This is a genomic window from Mesorhizobium sp. M1217 (genome assembly GCF_040318275.1).
GTDB lineage: Bacteria > Pseudomonadota > Alphaproteobacteria > Rhizobiales > Rhizobiaceae > Mesorhizobium.
Genome location: NZ_JAMYMA010000016.1, coordinates 107,755 through 126,250 on the forward strand (window position 1 = coordinate 107,755; position 18,496 = coordinate 126,250).

At 62.7% G+C, this 18,496-nt stretch carries 16 protein-coding genes; 4 read left to right on the plus strand and 12 right to left on the minus strand.

All coding sequences use genetic code 11. From position 1 onward, the window contains the following. Positions 1 to 209: 209 nt before the first annotated feature. Positions 210 to 1,565, minus strand: a complete 1,356-nt coding sequence (locus tag NKH37_RS24815) for an ABC transporter substrate-binding protein (protein ID WP_352817138.1) — start codon at positions 1,563 to 1,565, stop codon at positions 210 to 212. Positions 1,566 to 1,928: 363 nt separating this feature from the next. Between NKH37_RS24815 and NKH37_RS24820 the strand changes: the two genes are divergently transcribed. Further along, complete coding sequence (locus NKH37_RS24820; RefSeq protein ID WP_352495219.1) at positions 1,929 to 2,951, plus strand: substrate-binding domain-containing protein; 1,023 nt, start codon at positions 1,929 to 1,931, stop codon at positions 2,949 to 2,951. 72 nt (positions 2,952 to 3,023) lie between these two features. Here NKH37_RS24820 and NKH37_RS24825 read toward each other — a convergent pair whose 3' ends face one another. Further along, complete coding sequence (locus tag NKH37_RS24825) at positions 3,024 to 3,932, minus strand: LysR family transcriptional regulator (protein WP_352910660.1); 909 nt, start codon at positions 3,930 to 3,932, stop codon at positions 3,024 to 3,026. Between the two features lie 81 nt (positions 3,933 to 4,013). Between NKH37_RS24825 and NKH37_RS24830 the strand changes: the two genes are divergently transcribed. Beyond that, positions 4,014 to 4,508, plus strand: a complete 495-nt coding sequence (locus NKH37_RS24830) for a DUF8737 domain-containing protein (RefSeq protein WP_352484362.1) — start codon at positions 4,014 to 4,016, stop codon at positions 4,506 to 4,508. 302 nt (positions 4,509 to 4,810) lie between these two features. Here the strand turns inward: NKH37_RS24830 and NKH37_RS24835 are convergent, their stop codons facing one another. From NKH37_RS24835 to NKH37_RS24850, 4 genes are all read right to left on the minus strand, one after another. After that, positions 4,811 to 5,245 carry a YybH family protein gene (locus tag NKH37_RS24835; protein WP_023718345.1) on the minus strand — a complete coding sequence of 145 codons (435 nt, stop codon included), beginning with the start codon at positions 5,243 to 5,245 and terminating at the stop codon, positions 4,811 to 4,813. A 184-nt stretch (positions 5,246 to 5,429) separates the two neighbouring features. Next, positions 5,430 to 6,887 carry a S8 family serine peptidase gene (locus NKH37_RS24840; protein ID WP_353005964.1) on the minus strand — a complete coding sequence of 486 codons (1,458 nt, stop codon included), beginning with the start codon at positions 6,885 to 6,887 and terminating at the stop codon, positions 5,430 to 5,432. Next, positions 6,877 to 7,545: an anti-sigma factor gene (locus NKH37_RS24845; protein ID WP_353005963.1), complete on the minus strand. Its 669-nt coding sequence runs from the start codon at positions 7,543 to 7,545 to the stop codon at positions 6,877 to 6,879. The genes NKH37_RS24840 and NKH37_RS24845 overlap by 11 nt, the downstream gene beginning before the upstream one ends. After that, positions 7,542 to 8,105, minus strand: coding sequence for a sigma-70 family RNA polymerase sigma factor (locus NKH37_RS24850; RefSeq protein ID WP_352640563.1), 564 nt, complete (start codon positions 8,103 to 8,105; stop codon positions 7,542 to 7,544). The genes NKH37_RS24845 and NKH37_RS24850 overlap by 4 nt, the downstream gene beginning before the upstream one ends. Before the next feature lie 192 nt (positions 8,106 to 8,297). Between NKH37_RS24850 and NKH37_RS24855 the strand changes: the two genes are divergently transcribed. Together NKH37_RS24855 and NKH37_RS24860 are read left to right on the plus strand one after the other, a co-directional pair. Further along, a complete protein-coding gene (locus NKH37_RS24855) occupies positions 8,298 to 8,714 on the plus strand; it encodes an NUDIX hydrolase (protein ID WP_031193706.1) in 417 nt (138 codons plus the stop codon). Between the two features lie 600 nt (positions 8,715 to 9,314). After that, positions 9,315 to 10,319, plus strand: coding sequence for a zinc-dependent alcohol dehydrogenase family protein (locus tag NKH37_RS24860; protein WP_353005962.1), 1,005 nt, complete (start codon positions 9,315 to 9,317; stop codon positions 10,317 to 10,319). Positions 10,320 to 10,400: 81 nt separating this feature from the next. On the opposite strand, the gene NKH37_RS24865 is transcribed toward NKH37_RS24860, so the two are convergent. From NKH37_RS24865 to NKH37_RS24890, 6 genes are all read right to left on the minus strand, one after another. After that, a complete protein-coding gene (locus tag NKH37_RS24865) occupies positions 10,401 to 11,240 on the minus strand; it encodes an alkaline phosphatase family protein (RefSeq protein WP_023718089.1) in 840 nt (279 codons plus the stop codon). An 8-nt stretch (positions 11,241 to 11,248) separates the two neighbouring features. Continuing rightward, the gene (locus NKH37_RS24870) at positions 11,249 to 12,919 is read right to left on the minus strand and encodes an ABC transporter ATP-binding protein (protein ID WP_352847758.1); all 1,671 of its coding nucleotides are present in this window, start codon (positions 12,917 to 12,919) and stop codon (positions 11,249 to 11,251) included. After that, complete coding sequence (locus NKH37_RS24875; RefSeq protein WP_023718087.1) at positions 12,919 to 13,746, minus strand: ABC transporter permease; 828 nt, start codon at positions 13,744 to 13,746, stop codon at positions 12,919 to 12,921. The genes NKH37_RS24870 and NKH37_RS24875 overlap by 1 nt, the downstream gene beginning before the upstream one ends. A gap of 11 nt (positions 13,747 to 13,757) precedes the next feature. Beyond that, positions 13,758 to 14,717, minus strand: coding sequence for an ABC transporter permease (locus tag NKH37_RS24880; protein WP_023718086.1), 960 nt, complete (start codon positions 14,715 to 14,717; stop codon positions 13,758 to 13,760). A 16-nt stretch (positions 14,718 to 14,733) separates the two neighbouring features. After that, entirely contained in the window at positions 14,734 to 16,320 is a 1,587-nt protein-coding gene (locus tag NKH37_RS24885) for an ABC transporter substrate-binding protein (RefSeq protein WP_352464554.1), read from the minus strand. 155 nt (positions 16,321 to 16,475) lie between these two features. Continuing rightward, positions 16,476 to 18,458, minus strand: coding sequence for a CocE/NonD family hydrolase (locus tag NKH37_RS24890; protein WP_353005961.1), 1,983 nt, complete (start codon positions 18,456 to 18,458; stop codon positions 16,476 to 16,478). Between the last annotated feature and the right edge of the window lie 38 nt (positions 18,459 to 18,496).

Below are 18,496 nucleotides of genomic sequence, written 5' to 3' on the forward strand. Positions count from 1 at the left end.
ACGGATCCGCCAGTCGAGAATGGCTTTGGCGACGGGATCATGCGCCGATTCAGTTGTCTGGAGCGCGACCAGCCGAAAAGCAGGTCACTGGGCGCGCATCATGCCGGAATGCGTTGTGCTCACGACAATCGACGCGACGCCAAGCACCGGATAAGGTCCGGGCCGTTTGAGGCCCGGACCGCATCACATTGGGAACGCAAGCCGGCCGCTTACTTGATCGCGTCCCAGCTTTTCTGGATATCGGTGGCGACGTCCTGGGCGGACTTGCCGCCGACCAGGTCGATCATGCCGGTCCAGAAGGCGCCGGCGCCGATCTTGCCCGGCATCAGGTCGGACCCATCGAAGCGGAAGGTCGAGGCGTTGGCCAGGATTTCGCCCTGCTTCTTCAGCGCGTCGCTGGCATAGGCGTCCTTGTTGACCGACTTGAACGGCGTCACGAAGCCACCCTGCGCCATCCAGATCTCATGAGCGAGCGGCAGCTTCAGGAATTCGATGAACGCGCGGGCACTCTTGCTATCCTTGGTGATCATGGCGAGCGTGCCGGCGCCCAGCACCGGAGTGCCGAGATCGGGCTTGGAGGCGTAGGGCGGGTAATAGAAGAAGTCGGCATCCTCGCCGATCTTGGTGCCTTGCGGGAAGAAGGTCGGGATGAATGATGCCTGGTGGTGCAGATAGCATTTTGGCGGCACCGAGAAGAGGCCCTTCGGGCTGTCGCGGAAATCGGTCGCCGCAACCGCCTTGGCGCCGCCCTCGACCATTTTGTCGTCGGTCGCGATCTTGCCGAAAATGTCGATGGCGTTGACCACGGCCGGATCATTGAACGGAATTTCGTTCTTCACCCATTTGTCGTAGGTCTCGGGCGTCTGGGTGCGCAACATGATGTCTTCGACCCAGTCGGTCGCCGGCCAGCCGGTGGCGCCGCCCGAACCAAGCCCGATGCACCATGGCGTGCCGCCGTCGGCGATGATCTTCTTTTCCAGCTCGGCAAGCTCTTCCTGCGTCTTCGGCACCTTGTAGCCGGCTTCCTCGAAATTATCCGGCGAGTACCAGACTAGCGATTTCACGTCGGCCTTGTAGGGGAACGCGAAGAAACCGGGCTTGCCGTCCTTGTCCTTGAAGGTGCCGAGGTCGACCCAGGATTGGCCGGCGCCGTAATTGTCCTTGACCCAGTTGGCGGTGTCGTCGCCGAGCGGCGTCAAAAGCCCCTTCGATGCCAGATCCTGGATCAGACCCGGCTGCGGCAGCACGGCGATGTTGGGCGGGCTGCCGGCCTGCGTGTCGATGACGATCTGCTGCTCGTAATTCTCCGACGAGGAGTACTTGATCTCGGCGCCGGTGGCTTCGGAGAAATAATCGAGAACGGTGCGGACAAGCCCTTCGTCCTCGCCGCGCCACGGTCCGAAGATCGTCAGCGTCTCGCCCTTGAGGTCGACCTTCTTGAGCTCCTCGTAGTTGGCCCAGTTGAAACGGGGATCTTCGCCCGGCTTGAACTTCAGTTCGGCTTGCGCCGGCATGGCCAGGGCGAGCGTGGCAAACGCAGCGCCCCGCAGAAGCATTTTCTTCATCGGTATTCCCTCCCAGTGGTGACAAACACCGAACGAAACCTCCATTCCGTCCGCCGGCGCTGCAGGACTGTGACTCAGTCGGAAAGGAACTGCAACCTTTCGTAGAGTCTTCCAAAGCGCTTTGGTGATTTTGATCACGCCACTGAATTGATCCGGAGTCAAGAGAAAGCCACGCTAATCGATTTGATTTCTGCGGCCGAGTGCCAGCGAAAGTGCGCTGCAGCACAGTTTTCTGGCGGTGCAGCAGCAAATTCGGCTTCAAACCGGTCTGAACCGTGCGTATGGTCATTGCGCTCGGCAAGGCGGTTCGTAGCGGCCAGCTCGATTCAGATTAAAAGCGCTTTGAGGTTTTGGAGGCCTCCGGTGAACCTCAAGCAGCTCTCCCACATGCTGGCGCTTTCGCAGACCACGGTCAGCCGCGCATTGAACGGCTACCCGGAAGTCAACGAGGAAACGCGCCGGCGGGTGGTCGATGCCGCCAAGCGTCACGGCTATCGCCCCAATCCGAGCGCGCGCCGGCTGGCGACCGGCAAGACCGGCATGATCGGCTATGTGCTGCCGACGGGGACGACCGTCGACATCGACCCGCATTTCGTCGAGTTCCTGTCCGGCCTCGGCGACTATGCGCGTTCGCACGAGCTCGACCTGGTGCTGTCACCGGCCGATGCCGACGACCAGGAGACGACCTACCGCCGTATTGTCGCCAACCGGCAGGTCGACGCGGTCTATATCTCGTCGCCGAGGCCGGCCGACCGCCGGGTGGCGCTGGTCAATACGCTCGGCATTCCTTTCATCGTCCATGGCCGCAGCGAAGGCTTCGATTTCGACTATCCCTTCACCGACATCGACAATGAGGGCGCCTTCCACGAGGCGGCGCGGCTTCTCGTCCAGCTCGGTCATAGGCGTCTGGCGCTGATCAATGGCGACGATCGCGAGACATTCGCCATCCACCGCGAGCGCGGCGTTCGGCGCGCGCTAGCGGCAAGCGGCCTGGTGCTTGGTGATCAGCATGTCTGTTCCCTCACCATGACCGAGGAGAACGGCTACCGCGCCGCCAGGCGTCTGCTGGAACAAAGCGACGCGCCAACGGCGATCGCCTGCTCCAGCCTGATCATGGCGCTCGGCGTGGTGCGCGCGGTGCGCGATCTCGGCCTGACCATTCCGGGCGACCTGTCGCTGATCGCCCATGACGACGTCTTTCCCTGGCTGAAGCCGGAGAATTTTTCGGTGCCGCTGTCGACGACGCGTTCGTCGATCCGCCTGGCCGGCGCGCGCATCGCCGAACGGCTGGCGGCGCGGATTTCCGGCCTGGAGGAGGGGGCTCGCGGCGAGGTCTGGCCGGTCGACCTGGTGGTCAGGGGATCGGTCGCCGGCGCACCGGCCTAGAGGCAATCACTCTGAACGGCCGAGGTCGACTCTTGGCGGCTGTTGGCCAGCACCAGCGAGTGCGTCCTGATCTCAGGCCGCAGATTTGAGGTGATCGATGAAGGCGCGCAGCTTCGGCAGGACTTGGCGCTTGCCTGGATGATAGAGGAAGACACCCGGCGTCGTCGTGGCGATGCTGTCCAGCACCGACTTGAGTTTTCCTTCTTCTATCAGACCTTCGGCGAGTGGTCGCGGTGTCTGCGCCAGCCCAACGCCCCGCGTCGCAGCCCCGACCAATGTCGAATAGTCGTGCGCGATCAGCGGGCCTGAGACGATCGCTTCGATCGCGCCATTGCCGTCGACGAAGGACCAGGGCGCGATAGCGCCATTCGAGCGGCGCAAGCGTAAGCAGGCATGGTGGCGCAAGTCGTCGACACGCTCGGGACGGCCGTGGTGCTCGAGATAATCAGGGCTGCCGACGACCACGAACGAGAACGGCGCTGTCAGCCGCACCGCGACCATGTCGGCGGCGATGAGCTGGCCGAGGCGGATGCCGGCATCGAACCCGCCGGTCGCCAGATCGACCATCTGGTCGCTCACGGCGATCTCCAGTTCGATCTCAGGATAGGCTTTGCAGAACGACGCGAACAGCGGCTCCAACATCAGCGGCACGATAGCGCGGGGCACAGACAGGCGCAGCAGACCTGTCGGCCGCTGGCCGATATCGCGGGCGGCCTCGCCGGCCGCGACAAGCTCTTCGAATGCCGGGCCGGCACGGTCTAGGAACCGCTGGCCAGGCTCGGTCAAACCGACGCTCCGCGTCGTGCGGACGAACAGCGCCGTACCCAGGCGAGCTTCCAGCGCGCGCACCGCTTGGCTCACAGCGGACGGCGTCACGCCGAGATCGGCGGCAGCACGGCGGAAGTTGCGGCGCCTGGCGACGGCCAGGAACGCCTCGACGCCCTCCAGCGCACCATGTCGGACTGTGTAGTTCTGCTTCATAGGTTGTTGTGATTACACCGGATAGTCGAATTGCGGTAGCGGGCTTAAAGCCGCGTGAATCAACTGTTGAGAGAAGGCCAAATGTCCACGGAAATAGTGTTCCAAACCCATCTTGTTCTCGGCTATGTCGCGTGGCTGCTTTGCTTCGGCGCATACGGTTTGCCGTGGCTCAGGTCGATGGACCGGGTCGCAGCGCAACGTGCTATCGCTACGCTGCACAGCTTCCGCTTCTTCGGGCTCGTCTTCATCGTTCCGGGCGTCGTAAGCCCCAATCTGCCCGCCGATTTCGCCGTGTTTGCCGCCTACGGCGATTTCGCGACTGGCGTGCTGGCCATGCTGGCGCTGCTCACAGTGAGGATACGCCCGCTCTTCTGGCCGTTGGTCGTCGCCTTCAACGTCGTCGGGACGGTCGACCTCATCGTCGACTATTACCACGCCATTCAGATCGGCCTTCCTGCACGCGCGGGGGAACTGGGCGCAACCTACGCGATCCCGATCATCTACGTACCGCTGCTGATGATAACGCACATCGCCGCATTCTATTTTCTGGCGCGTCCTCGGCAAAACGCGACTTAAGCCATCGTAGTCGATCCGCCTGGCCGGCGCGCATTGCCGAACGGCTGGCGTCGCGAATCTCCGGCCGGAGCAGGCCGCGCGCGGCGAGGTCTGGCCGTTCGACCAGTGGTCAGGGCATCCAGGGCCGGCGCGCCGATGTAAAGGTCAAAACTCGATCACTCCCGGCGACCGAGTTCGACCCAGAGCGGCCGTCCGACCCTGCGAGCCCGATGACGCTGGCCAACCCTTAGCAGAAAACGGACTGAAGAATAGCCGCGCTGCAGCAGCAAAGGAGATCGATCGCTTCCCCAATACCACAACCGCTATCGGAGTACCGAATCGGCCGGCTGAGCCGTCGTTATCGGATCGGCATGACGATGCACAATCTTCCACAGACCATCTTCTGGGCGAAAGACGCTCGTCGCGCGTAACGCAAGAGGCGTGACATCGCTCCGACCGCCAACCTTGGACCTGAGCCGCTCCACTTCGACGATGTATGCCAGCTCAGACGTCACACACTTCGCTATGTTCTCGAAGCCGCTAGCGTCGCCGTCCCTGTAGTTCGATGCCGCCTGCTCCATCGTCTCAACGACCTGCTTCCATCCATGAGCGAAAGGGCCAAAGGGATTGCCCAGTGTTACATCGTCTCGTTGGGAAAAGAGCTTCTTCGCTGGCGCGGGGTTTCCTTTCATGAACTCATCCAGAGCCAGGTGGTATTCTTCAACTGCTTGATCGAAGCCACTGGCGTCGAGGGACACGTCATCCTCCCTGTCGTTTTTATTTCTGATCCGGGCTGGCGACCACAGGTCTACATTCTGTGCGCCCGCAGCGGTGAAGCATTTTCCCTACGGCGGCGTAGTGCAGGTTGGCTTGGTCATTATAGCACGGTGTGAGACAAGTTTCGCGACAGCGTTATGAGACGGCTCGGTTCAAACACGAGAGTTAGTCCTTGGCCGCCTCGGCCGCCTTGGTGTCCAGCAGCCCAAAGCCGAAATCATTGTCCCGCCCCTTGGGGCCGAGATCCTTTGCCGTGGCGGCCAGTGCTTTCTCGACCCAGTCGGCCGAACGGTCGGGCGCGGCATGCAACAGGTTGGCGACCGCGCCGGTCACGATCGCCGCTGCAAAGGACGTCCCGGTCACCACATCCGAGCCGGCGCCGCTTGGCGCCACCATCTCGACGCCGGGAGCGGAGATGAAGACGTAGGCGCCGCGATTGGCCTGCGGCATCAGCCCGTCCTTGGCATCGGTGGCCGTCACCGCGATCACGCCGTCGAAGGCGGCCGGATAACCATAGGGCGCCTTCGGCCCGTTATTGCCGGCGGCCGCGACCAGCACGATGCCAAGCGCGCGAGCATTGCGGCAGGCGATGCCGAGCAGGTCGTTCTTCGGGCCGACGAAGCTCATATTGATGATACGGACATCCTGCTCCGCCGCCCAGTCGAGCGCCGAAAGGATGACGTCCATGGTCGACTTGCCGCCCTCGAAGGCGCGGGCGTGATAGATCCTGGCGCCCGGCGCCATGCCTTTGAACGCGCCGGTGCCGGCGATCAGTCCATCGACCGAAGTACCGTGGTCGCGCGCCTTGATCGGCACGTCGGGCATGGCATCGAACTGCTCGGCGATGACACCGGAGAGCGCGGGATTGCTGTCGTCGATGCCGGTGTCGATGACGCCGACGCGGACATTCTCGCCGCTGGCTTCCTTGGCGTCGAGCGCGATGCGCTCGAACGCATAATTGACGATGCTGGCCGCCTGCTGCAGCGAATAGACGTGGTTGGCCTCACGCCGCAAAGTGCGGCCGTCGGCGGCAAGCTGCGCCAGCACGACGCCGACTGGGCGGCCATCGGGAATGCCGAAGCGCACCAGCGTGTTGCCGAGCAGCCGCGACTGCCGCTGCGAGCGTATTTCGAGGCCGAACGAGGCGGCGATCTGCTGGACCGCGCCGGCATCGCCATTGACCGTGACCAGCACCTCGTCGGGCACGAAATCGCCGATCACGGCGCGCGGCGGCTCGGTTGCGACAAGATCGGTGGGCGCTACGACCGGACCGCCCGGCGCGGCCGCCGGTATTGCCGGCAGGCCCGAAGGCGGAGCGGTCGGCGGGGCCGCAGTATTGCCGGGAGGTATCGGCGCCTCGGCGACCACGGCAGGATTGGGGAACAAGTCGACGATCAGCGCGGGAAGAAACACGGCACTCGCCGTTGAAGCCTTAGCCGGCGTTTTGCCGCCGCTATCCTTCACGTCATCGCCGTCCTTGGCGCAGTCGGCGCCGGCAGCACTTGCCCGGTTCAGGCAGTCGATCTCCGCCTGGGTGAGGTTCGGATCATTGGTCTGCGCCATCGCGGACGCGGCGAAGATTGTCATCGCCGCCGTCAATCGAATGACCGCCTTAGCCGCCATCAGCCGGTTTCCTTCCCTCCAGGGCAGCTTCGGTGAAAGGCTGGGCGGCAATAAGGCCAAGCAGCTTCTGATAGTCGGCGGCGGTCTTGGCCGAAACGCCGAGGCGGAAGACGCCGTCGGCGGTCGGCCCGCCGGCGATTTTCAGCTGGTTCTGGTCGAGAAAAGCGACGATGTCGGACAGCTTCGCATCCGGTTTGAACTTCACCAGTGCAAACGGCATTTTGGCCAGATCGTCTGCCGATCCGGCAATCTTGAAGTCGCCACCTCTGCTGCCGGTCTGGACAAAGGATTGCGCGACGACCAGGGCCAGCAGCACCGCGGCCGCGGCCCAGGCGACGCCGGCCGGCACCGCCATGAAGCGGCTCCAGGCCTGCGCCAGCCAGGGCGACGCCGCCGGCGCGCGGGCCGGGCCGGCCTCGGCGTCGAGCGCCTTGGCAAAGCGGCTGAGCGCATCGGCCGGCGGGCGGATTGCCTCGTTTGCGGCAGCAGTGCCTGAGAATTCGGCCTCGGCCTCACCAAGCGCGGCCATCGCCGCCGGATCGCTCTCCAGCCATTCCTCGATGGCTTCCAGCTCGGCGCCTTCCAGCGAGCCGTTCAGATAAAACGGCAGCAGCATTTCCATTTCGTCGCGGCGTGACATTTTTTCAGCGGCGCTCATGGCCACCCCCTGTCGTAACCGGCGGCCCTGAGAGCTTCGCCGAGTTTCTTGCGGGCGTAGAACATCCTGGTCTTGACCGTGGCGACCGGAATACCGAGCACCTCGCCGATCTCGCTCACCGATTGCCCGTGATAATAGGCAAGGTCGATCACCGTGCGATGCTCTTCCGGCATGGCATCGATGAAGCGTCGCAAGGCAGCGGCCTTGTCTTCCTTCATCGTCACGACTTCCGGCGTGTCGGCACCGTCGGCGACCTGGGCCGCGTCATCGTCGTCGATCCAGTCTTCCTTCTTCTTGCGCAGCAGGGACAGCGCCTTGAAGCGGGCAATGCCGAGCAGCCATGTCGAGACCTCCGAGTGCCCCTCGAAGGCCGGCGCCTGCCGCCAGAGTTCGAGGAACACCTCGTTCGCGATATCGTCGGCCATCAGTTCCGATCCCGTCTGGCGTGCCACGAAGCGGTAGACTCGCGCGTGGTGGCGCATGAACAGGAGCCGCACGGCGGCACGGTCGCCCTTCGCGACCCGCTCGACGAGCGCGCGATCGGTCTCCGCGGCCGTCATCGCCGGTCGAGCCGCCTGGCTCCTGCCTGCTCTGTCGCTGATCGGCCCAAAAAGGTTCACCGCCCCCGCCGGATATTTGCGGAGGCTAGCCGAAGAGCGGAGAGGTTGCCAGAGGTGCGCTTTCTCCTTCTCCCTGCGGGGGAGGGAAGACGCCGCCTTTGCAAACATCGCTGCAGCGAATACGCTCCGCAAATGATCAGGAATCCCACAGTTACGGTCGGTGCATTGCTGGTGAACCACGACCGGAAGGTCTTGATGGGTCTTCGCGCTGCCTGGAAGAGCGCGTGGCCTGGGCATTGGGACACGATCGGCGGCCGCGTTGAAGCCGGAGAGACGCTGGAAGAGGCACTCGTTCGCGAGATTCAGGAAGAAATTGGAGTGACGCCAACAGATTTCGGTTGGATGCGGTGCATTGGAGAGCGCCATCCCGAGCTCTATGGGAAGGCGTTGCACCACGTTTTCAAGGTCATCGGCTGGGAAGGCGGGGATCCAAGCAACATTTGCGAGGAACACACCGAGATCCGGTGGTTTGACGTCGAGGAACTTCAGCGCCTCCCCAATCTGGTGGATTGCGATTATCGCCGGCTCGCAAAGCTCGCCGCGACGTGACCTCCCGAAAGTACCCGTTCTCGCACGTGATCCGCGCACCGATCCTCGGCATTTCCGTGACGCGAGGGAATCCCTAGGTGCTCAATTTCCCGCGCTTGCCATCCGCCGTCCCTTGATCGCCTTCTCCAGCCCGCCGATCTCCACTTCGGGCATCTGTCGCTGATCGGCCCAAAAAGGATTCACCGCCTCCGCCGGATATTTGCGGAGGCTAACCGAAGAGCGGAGAGGTTGCCAGAGTGTACCGTTCTCCCCCTTTTTAGCGATACTGTCTCGGCCGTCAGGCTCGCAATGACGGCGGCCACAAGGCGGCTCATAACCATCGGGTAAGGTGCAGTCGTTCAGCCTCGGGCGAGGCGTAATTGGACGCCATCGCCGTGCAGGGATTCCCGACAGTTTTGTAACTCAACAGTCCGCTGCCGGGCGACTAAGGTCCCGATCGCAAATGGCAATCCAGCCTGAAGAAACGAAATGTTATGACCAACAACAGCTTTGCGGCCGCGATTCTCGTGGATCAGTCGCCCATGGCGGTGTTCGACGCGGTCAAGCGTCCACGCGAGTGGTGGGGCGCATGAAGCCTTGCGCGGTCGGAAGGAGCTTTCCATGAGATTGATTAGGCTGAAAGCGCCGGGAGGCTTGGAAAATCTCAAGCTGGTCGAGGAAGATTGCCCAGAACCAGGGCCGGGTGAGTTGCTTGTCAGGATACGAGCGTGTTCGTTGAATTTCCACGACAGTATGGTGGCGCTGGGAAAGAAACCGTGCGCCGATGGCCGTATCCCGCTGTCCGATGGCGCCGGAGAGGTGGTTGCGGTCTCAGACGATGTCCAAGAATTCAAGGTCGGAGATGCCGTCGTCAGCACCTATTGGCCCCATTGGCTGGCAGGCGAACCGACGCCGGCCAATAAGAAGGGCGAATTGGGAGATGATGTTGACGGCTATGCCCGCGAGTATGTGTGCATGCCCTGGCATGCCTTCACAAGGGCACCGGCAGACTTCACGCATGTGGAGGCGGCAACGCTTACTTGTGCCGGCGTCACCGCCTGGAAAGCCCTGATGGTGTGCGGCCAGGTGAAGCCTGGTGATACGGTGCTGGTCCTTGGCACCGGAAGTGTATCGCTGTTCGCGCTGCAATTCGCAAAAATTGCCGGCGCTCGGGTTATTGCCACCTCCTCATCGGAGGAGAAGCTGGAAAAGTTAAAGCGATTTGGAGCCGACATTGTCGTCAATTACAAGGCGGTGCCGGATTGGGGCCAGAAGGCAAGGGCATTGACGGACGGACGCGGCGTCGATCATGTGATCGAGGTTGGCGGGCCCGGCACATTGGCGCAGTCGATAACAGCTTGCAAGATGGGCGGCCACATCGCACTGATCGGTGTCTTGACTGGTTTTGCCGGGCAAGTTTCGATCCCGGCCCTGTTTTCCAATCAGATCAGGATCAGCGGAATCTCGATTGGCAGCAGGGCAGACCAGAACGACATGATCCGTGCCATAGAGGCCAACCGTTTGAAGCCTGCGATCGACCGCGGTTTTCCCCTGCAGGAGATCGCCAATGCCTTCAAGCACTACGAGTCCCAAAAGCATTTTGGCAAGGTCTGTCTCGAACTTTGACTCCTGTATCTGGCCTCCATTTGGCGTCGCGCATTTCGACCGGCTTTATGTTCTCCGCAAGCAAAGCAGGCCAGGCACCAATCAGTCGAGAAATGGCTTTGCCTTCATCGTCGCCGGCACCGGCACGCCGAGGCGCGCAAGCACCGTTGGCGCGAGCTGCAGCTGATCGAGCAGCGTCTTGGCTTCCGGACCCTCGCCGGATCCGAAGTAGTAAAGTGCGAAATCCTGCATCTCCTCGTCGTGGCCGCCATGATGGCCGCGATCGGTCTGGCCATGATCGGCGGTGACGATCACCTCGTAGCCGGCCTCCCGCCAGCGCGGCAGGAAGCCGGCGAGCATGGCGTCCATTGCATAGACGGCATGATCCATCTCATGGCAGTCATGGCCGAAGCGGTGGCCCATCGAGTCCAGCGTGCAGCTGTGCAGGATGCCGTAGTCGATGCCGTAGCGCCTGGTCAGCATGGTCAAGGTAGCGAACAGGTCGACGTCGCTCGGCGTCATCTGGTTCCTGGCATTATAGCCGGTCATGGTGTGGAACCGGCCGTGGCCGATCGGCCCGCCCGGCTCGTCGAACTCCATGTCCTCGACCAGGTCGAACGGATAGGCCCGGAAGAATTCGGACCAGTAGGAATGGGTGACCGCACCCGTCTTGCCGCCGGCCCTGCTGACTTCGGAAAAAATATCAGGCTGTTCGACGCGAAACCGGTTCTCGTTCGACAGGATACCGTGCACTTGGGGCGGCACGCCGGTGTGGATCGAGGCGTAGCAGGATGCCGAGGTCGACGGCAGGACGGAGCGCATTTTCCATACGCGGGCTTCGCCTGATTGCACCCAGCCTTCGAGATTGCCCATCAGCCGCCGCCAGTTCCGGTAAGGCACGCCGTCGAGGATGATGACCAAAAGTTTTGTCTTGAGCGCCACGGGAGTGTCTAATTTCCCGCGCTGGCCATGCGCCGTCCCTTGATCGCCTTTTCCAGCCAGCCGATCTCCATTTCGGGCACCGACGACAGCAAAAGATCGGTGTAGGCATCGAAGGGTGGCGTCAGCACGGTGCTCTTGGCGCCGTAGCGCACCACCTCGCCGCGATACATCACCGCGATTGAATCGGCGATCGACTTGACCGTGGCCAGGTCGTGGGTGATGAACAGATAGGCGACGTTTTCCTCTTTCTGCAGCCCGAGCAGCAGCTCCAGTATGCCATGGGCGACCAGCGGGTCGAGCGCCGAGGTCACCTCGTCGCAGATGATCAGCTTCGGCTTGGCGGCGAGCGAGCGGGCGATGCAGACGCGCTGCTTCTGGCCGCCCGAAAGCTCGGCCGGATAGCGGTCGATATAGCCTTTGCCCATTTCAATCTTGTCGAGCAGTTCGGCGACGCGTTTGTCGCGCTCGCGCCCGCGCATCCCAAAATAGAATTCCAGCGGCCGGCCGATGATGGTGCCGACCGTCTGGCGCGGGTTCATCGCCACATCGGCCATCTGGTAGATCATCTGCAATTGGCGCAGATCCTCTTTCGGCCGGTCGGCAAGCCGGTTGGCGAGCGGCCGCCCGTCGAAGGTGACGGTGCCTTGTTCGGGCGGCAAGAGGCCGGTGATGGCGCGCGCCAGCGTCGATTTGCCGGAGCCGGACTCGCCGACCACCGCCAGCGTCTGGCCCGGGAAAATATCGACCGAGACGTTCTTCAACACCTTGATGTGGCTGCGGCCATAGGCGGCGGTGATGTTCTTGACCGACAGGAACGGGCTCGTGCCGGGCTTCTGCTCCTGATGTTCGATCTCATGCACTGAAACCAGCGCGTTGGTGTATTCTTGGCGCGGCTCCTTGATGATCTGGCGCGTGCCGCCCCATTCGACCAGCCGGCCGTGGCGCAGCACCATGATCTCGTCCGATACCTGGGCGACGACGGCAAGATCGTGGGTGATGTAGAGCGCCGCGACATGCGTGTCGCGGATGGCATCCTTGATCGCCGCCAAGACGTCGATCTGCGTCGTCACGTCGAGCGCCGTGGTCGGCTCGTCGAAGACGATCAGGTCGGGCTCCGAGCACAGCGCCATTGCCGTCATCACGCGCTGCAGCTGACCGCCCGACACCTGGTGGGGGAAGCGCTCGCCGATGCTTTCGGGGTTCGGCAGGCTGAGCTTCTTGAACAGCGCCACGGCGCGCTTTTCGGCTTCGGCCCGCGTCGCCGTGCCGTGCAGCAGTGCTGCCTCGACCACCTGGTCCATCAGCCTGTGCGCCGGGTTGAAGGCAGCTGCCGCCGATTGCGCGACATAGCAGACCTCGCGGCCGCGCAATTTGCGGAACCCTTCGTTGCCGCCCTTCAGGATGTCGCGGCCATTGAGGATGACCTCGCCGCCGGTGATGCGCACGCCGCCGCGGCCGTAGCCCATCGACGACAGGCCGATGGTCGATTTGCCGGCGCCGGACTCGCCGATCAATCCGAGCACCTTGCCCTTTTCGAGCGTCAGCGAGACATCGTGCACCAGCACGATGTTCTTCGGCGCCTCGCCCGGCGGATATACCGTGGCCTCGATGCGCAGATTGCGGATGTCGAGCAGCACGCCGGACCTCGGTTGCCCGGGCTTAGGTTGCTTGTCAGCCATTACCCGCGTCCTCCCTTCAGGCTTGTCGTGCGGTTGAGCACCCAGTCGGCGACGAGATTGACGGAAATCGCTAGCGCTGCGATCGCCGCCGCCGGAATGAGGGCGGCGCCTATGCCGAAGACGATACCATCCTTGTTTTCCTTGACCATACCGCCCCAATCGGCGTCCGGCGGCTGTACGCCAAGCCCAAGGAAGGACAGCGTCGACAGGAACAGCACGGCATAGATGAAGCGCAGGCCGAGTTCCGAAACCAGCGGCGACAGCGCATTGGGCAGGATTTCGCGGAAGATGATCCAGCCGCTGCCTTCGCCGCGCAATTTGGCCGCCTCGACGTAATCCATGACGTTGATGTCGACGGCGACCGCCCTCGACAGGCGGTAGACGCGGGTCGAATCCAGAACGCCCATGACCAGGATCAGCGTCACCAGATTGGATGGCAGCACCGAAAGCACGACAAGGGCCATGATCAGCGTCGGGATCGACATCAGGAGATCGACGAGACGCGACAGAAGCGTGTCGAACCAGCCGCCGAAAACCGCCGCCGAGAAGCCGAGTATGGCGCCGAGCGAGAACGATAGCGCGGTCGCCAGCACCGCGATGAACAGGGTGATGCGGGCGCCATAGATCATGCGCGACAACAGATCGCGGCCCAGATTGTCGGTGCCCAGCCAATGCGCCGCCGACATCGGTTCCCAAGGGACGTCGCTGACGATCTCGGCATTGCCATGCGGCGCGATCCACGGTGCAAAAATCGCCGCCAGAACGAACAGCGCCGTCAGCACAATGCCGATCAATGCCGGGATGGGGATGCGTTTGATGACGAGCATACCCGACCCCTTCATTTCGGATGTCTAAGGCGCGGATTGGCGACTATCGCCGCTATGTCCGCGATGATGTTCAGGCTGATGTAGACGGCGGCGAAGATCAGCCCAACCGCCTGAACCACCGGCACGTCGCGCTTGGTGACGTGGTCGACGAGGTATTGTCCCATGCCTGGATAGACGAAGATCACTTCGACAACGACGACGCCGACGATGAGGTAGGCGAGATTGAGCATGACGACGTTGATGATCGGCGCAATCGCATTGGGGAAGGCATGCCTGCGGATGACGGCGAAGGCCGAAAGCCCCTTGAGTTCGGCGGTTTCGACATAGGCCGACTGCATGACATTGAGGATCGCGGCGCGCGTCATGCGCATCATATGGGCGAGCACCACCAAGGTCAGCGCCGCCGCCGGCAGTGCTATGGCCTGGATGCGCTCGCCGAACGGCATTCCGTCATAGACGGTGGAAATGGCGGGAAACCATTGATGTTGCACCGCGAAGAAAAAGACGAGCACATAGCCGACGAAGAATTCCGGGAAGGACGTCGAGGCCAGCGCCAGTCCCGAGATCAGCTTGTCGACCCAGCCATTGCGGTAGCGCACCGCGATCAGCCCGAGGATGATCGCCAGCGGCACCGCGACGACCGCCGCCCAGAAGGCGAGGAACAGCGTGTTCCACAGCCTTCCCTTGATAGAGGTTGCGATATCCTGACCGCTCGACATAGCCGTGCCGAGATCACCGGTCAGAATGCCGCCGAGCCAGCGAAAATAACGGATGTAAGCCGGATCGTTGAGCCCGAGCTGTTCGCGCAGATTGGCGAGCGACTCCGGTGTCGCCGACTGCCCGAGAATGGCTTGCGCAACATCGCCGGGCAGGATCTGGGTGCCGGCGAAGATCAGGACCGAAACGGCCAATAGAAGGATGATGCCCAGCGCAATGCGCTGGGCCACCAGTTTCACGATGGGTGAGGACATATCCGCAAGGCCGGGCTCAGGCTTCGAGCCAGCACTTCGCGAGAGCATATCCGTTCATCAACTCCTGATGCGGATCATCCACCCAGCCGGCAACCTTGGCGCCCGTCGCGTCGATGAACTGATTGAACATCGGCAGGATCAGGCCGCCCTCGTCGCGCACCATCACAGCCATGTCGTGGTACATTGCCTTGCGCTTGGCCTCGTCGAGCTCGGCGCGAGCCGCCAGCACCATCTTGTCGAAATCCGGACGCTTGAACCGTGTGTCGTTCCAGTCGGCCGTCGACAGATAGGCAGTCGAGTACATCTGGTCCTGCGTCGACCGGCCGCCCCAGTAGGAGGCGCAGAAGGGCTGCTTGTTCCAGACTTCCGACCAGTAGCCGTCGCCCGGTTCGCGCTTGATCTCCAGCTTGATGCCGGCCTTGGCCGCGCTTTGCTGGAACAGCTGTGCGGCATCGACGGCACCGGGGAAGGCGACGTCCGACGTCCGGAGCAGGACTGCACCGTCATGGCCCGACTTCTTGTAGTGGAACTTGGCCTTGTCGGGATCGTATTTGCGCTGCTCGATCTCGGTGAATAGCGGGTACGATGCATTGATCGGGAAGTCGTTGCCGAGCGAGCCATAGCCACGCAGCACCTTGTTCAGCATCTCCTCGCGGTCGATCGCCAGCTTCAGCGCCATGCGCAAATCGTTGTTGTCGAACGGCGCGGTGTTGCAGTGCATGATGAAGACGTAGTGGCCGGGTCCCGAATGGTTGCGGATGGTGACGCCGGGCACACGCTTGATCAGGTCGACGATCTTCGGCTCGACGCGGTTGATCATGTGGACCTGGCCGCCCTGCAGGGCCGCCGTACGCGCCGTGGCGTCGTTGATGACGATGATCTCGATCTGGTCGGCATGGCCCATCTTGTCGCCCTGCCAGTAGTTGGCGAAGCGCTCGCCGCCATGGCGCACGCCGGGCTCGTTGGTGGTGACCTTGTAAGGACCCGCCGAGATGCCGGCATCGGCCTTGTCCTTGCCGCCGTTCGGCTGGATGATCAGGTGATAGTCGCTAAGCAGATAGGGAAGATCGGCATTCGGCTCCTTCAGCGTCAACACCACTTCCTTGCCGCTGGCCTTGATGCTCTCGATGCCTTTCATATAGCCGAGCGCGCCGGATTTCGACTTCTCGTCCGAATGGCGTTCGAGGGTGGCGGCCACGTCCTCTGCAGTCACTTTCTTGCCGTTGTGGAACTCGACGCCGTCGCGGATCTTTAGCGTCCAGGTCTTGGCGTCGTCCGACGAGCCGATCTCCTCGGCAATGCGGTTCTCGAGCTTGCCTTCGGGAGACAGCTCGACGATCAGTTCGCCCCACATCTTGCCGAAGGCGAACGGCACCTGCGTCATGAACAGCGCCGGATCGAGGCTGTTGGTGGATTCGCCACCGACGAGGCCGGCCTTGAGCGTGCCGCCCTTGACCGGACCCGCCGCGCGGGAAGCGCTGGAAAGCAGCGAATTGGCGAAGGTTGCGGTGACGCCGAGCGCTGCCGCCCGGCCGAGAAAATCGCGACGGCTCAGCTTGCCGGACGCAACGCGCCGGCTCAGATATTCCAGTTCGTTCGACATGTTGAGTTCCTCACTCTGTTGGTCCGACCTTATGGTCGTTTTTTCTCATTTCAATCGGGAGAATAATGACCGTAAGGGAAAGGGGTAAGCAAGACCGAATGCGACATGCCGTGGCGTAAATCGTGCGTCGCAATTGGACCAATCGCTATAAGTGCTCAAAGCAGTACCCGCGGGATATTCTCCTCGAAGTCGCGCTCGAAGACCAGTTTCTCGCCTTCATAGGCTTCAATTCTGGCGCTAACCATGAAGCTTTGCGCGTCGGAGCGCATTTCGGCGAAGGTTTCGGTGCGCACCGACCATTCATTTCGCGACAGCGTCTGGGTCCAATGCGTCTTGCCCAAGGCTGACAGCGGATCGTCAGGATGGATCGCCCACGTCTCTCTCGCGATGCTGCCATTGGCAAGGCTGTGTTCCAGGTCGCGCACCTCACCGAAATCGTCGACGATGGAAAGCGTGATCATTCCGGTCTTTTCGTCGCGATCGACATGACGCTCGGAATTGGCGGCGCGGACCGTTTCGGTTGCCCAGGGCGTGGCGCCTTCGGGGGCGGGGAAGGTGACCTCGTCGCCTGTCGCCGGCGGGCGCAGCGGCAGCATCAATGTCGCGGCCGACAATTCCAGCCGGACCGGCTCCGGCGACGGCCAGATCATCGGCCAATAGCTGTTGGAAATGGCCACACGCAAGCGGTGGCCGGCCGGCACGCGATAGGCGCATTGGTCGAGGACCACCCGGGCGCTGACGGTTTCGCCGGGCACCAGCGCTTCGGGAAATTCGTGCGAGTTGCGATGCGTCAGGTTGAGCACGCCGTAGGAGATCAACTCCGACGCTCCGTCCGGATGGACGTCGCACAGCCGAACCGCGATGTTCGCCTGGCGCCGGTCCGACGAGACCCTGACCACAACTTCGGGAGCACCGACGATGTCGACCGCTTCGGTCAGCACCGGCTGGTCGAAGCACACCGACAGCGCATCGTCGGTGCGCTGGTCACCCGGCAGTTCCGGTCCAAAGGTGAAGGGGAAATATTCGCCACCGGCAAGGCCGCAGCTTTGCGGCGAAGTGACGATAGCGTGGTTGCCTTCAGCGATAAGCTCAACCTCTTGCGTCTTGATGTTGGGTGACGGCCATTCCGTTTCAGCGACCCAGCGGCCCGGCCGCTCGGGATGCCAGCGCGCCGGACGCACGCTGTCCATCACATAGGCGCGGTAGGCCGGGTCGGCCTCTACGCCGGTGTCGAGGTCCTTCAGCCAGCGGTCCCACCAGCGCAACGCCTCCTGCAGGAAGCCGATGCGCGGTTCGGGCGCGGCGTAATGCGGGTATTTGTGGATCCACGGGCCGACGATGCCCTTGACCGGCGCCTCGATATTGGCGGCGAGATGGGAAATCGTATTGCGATAACCGTCATGCCAGCCGCCGATCGACAGCACCGCGGCATGAATGGCGGAATAGTCCTCGCAGATCGAGCCGCGCTTCCAATAGGCGTCGCGATGCTGGTGCTTCAACCACAGCGGCGCCAGGAAGGGCTGGTTCTCCAGCCGGGTCAGCCACAGCTCGCGCCATCTGTTGTCGCCGGCCAGCAACGGATCCGGCGGCCGCGACGAATAGGACAGCATGGTCGAAGCCCAGCCGAAATTCTCGATCAGCAGGCAGCCGCCCTTGTAGTGGATGTCGTCGGCGTAGCGGTCGACTGTCGAACAGAGACTGATAACCGCCTTCAGCGCCGCCGGCTGCTTGGCTGCTACCTGCAGGCAGTTGAAGCCGCCCCACGAAATGCCCATCATGCCGACATTGCCGTTGCACCAGGGCTGCGCCGCCGCCCAGGCTATGACGTCGCAAGCGTCCTGCAATTCCTGCTCGGAATATTCATCGTCCATCAGCCCTTCGGAATCGCCGTTGCCGCGCATGTCGACGCGGATCGAGGCGTAGCCGTGGCCTGCGAAATAGGGATGCGTCAGCTGATCACGATAGATCGTGCCGTCGCGCTTGCGATAGGGCAGATGTTCGAGGATTGCCGGCACCGGATCGTCGGCGGCATCGGCCGGCATCCACACCCGCGCCGACAGCCGGCAGCCGTCCGGCATGACGATCCCCATATCCGGAAATTCGACGATCTTTCGTGGGAATTCAGTGACGATTTTCATGCCGGCAGACTCCAGGAGCGCCAGATGATGGAGTCCGC

Excerpts from the sequence above, each read along its gene's own strand:
- NKH37_RS24815 (WP_352817138.1), bottom strand. The coding sequence starts at position 1,565 with ATGAAGAAAATGCTTCTGCGGGGCGCTGCGTTTGCCACGCTCGCCCTG.
- NKH37_RS24825 (WP_352910660.1), bottom strand. The coding sequence starts at position 3,932 with ATGAAGCAGAACTACACAGTCCGACATGGTGCGCTGGAGGGCGTCGAG.
- NKH37_RS24830 (WP_352484362.1), top strand. The coding sequence starts at position 4,014 with ATGTCCACGGAAATAGTGTTCCAAACCCATCTTGTTCTCGGCTATGTC.
- NKH37_RS24840 (WP_353005964.1), bottom strand. The coding sequence starts at position 6,887 with ATGGCGGCTAAGGCGGTCATTCGATTGACGGCGGCGATGACAATCTTC.
- NKH37_RS24845 (WP_353005963.1), bottom strand. The coding sequence starts at position 7,545 with ATGAGCGCCGCTGAAAAAATGTCACGCCGCGACGAAATGGAAATGCTG.
- NKH37_RS24850 (WP_352640563.1), bottom strand. The coding sequence starts at position 8,105 with ATGACGGCCGCGGAGACCGATCGCGCGCTCGTCGAGCGGGTCGCGAAG.
- NKH37_RS24855 (WP_031193706.1), top strand. The coding sequence starts at position 8,298 with ATGATCAGGAATCCCACAGTTACGGTCGGTGCATTGCTGGTGAACCAC.
- NKH37_RS24860 (WP_353005962.1), top strand. The coding sequence starts at position 9,315 with ATGAGATTGATTAGGCTGAAAGCGCCGGGAGGCTTGGAAAATCTCAAG.
- NKH37_RS24870 (WP_352847758.1), bottom strand. The coding sequence starts at position 12,919 with ATGGCTGACAAGCAACCTAAGCCCGGGCAACCGAGGTCCGGCGTGCTG.
- NKH37_RS24875 (WP_023718087.1), bottom strand. The coding sequence starts at position 13,746 with ATGCTCGTCATCAAACGCATCCCCATCCCGGCATTGATCGGCATTGTG.
- NKH37_RS24880 (WP_023718086.1), bottom strand. The coding sequence starts at position 14,717 with ATGTCCTCACCCATCGTGAAACTGGTGGCCCAGCGCATTGCGCTGGGC.
- NKH37_RS24885 (WP_352464554.1), bottom strand. The coding sequence starts at position 16,320 with ATGTCGAACGAACTGGAATATCTGAGCCGGCGCGTTGCGTCCGGCAAG.
- NKH37_RS24890 (WP_353005961.1), bottom strand. The coding sequence starts at position 18,458 with ATGAAAATCGTCACTGAATTCCCACGAAAGATCGTCGAATTTCCGGAT.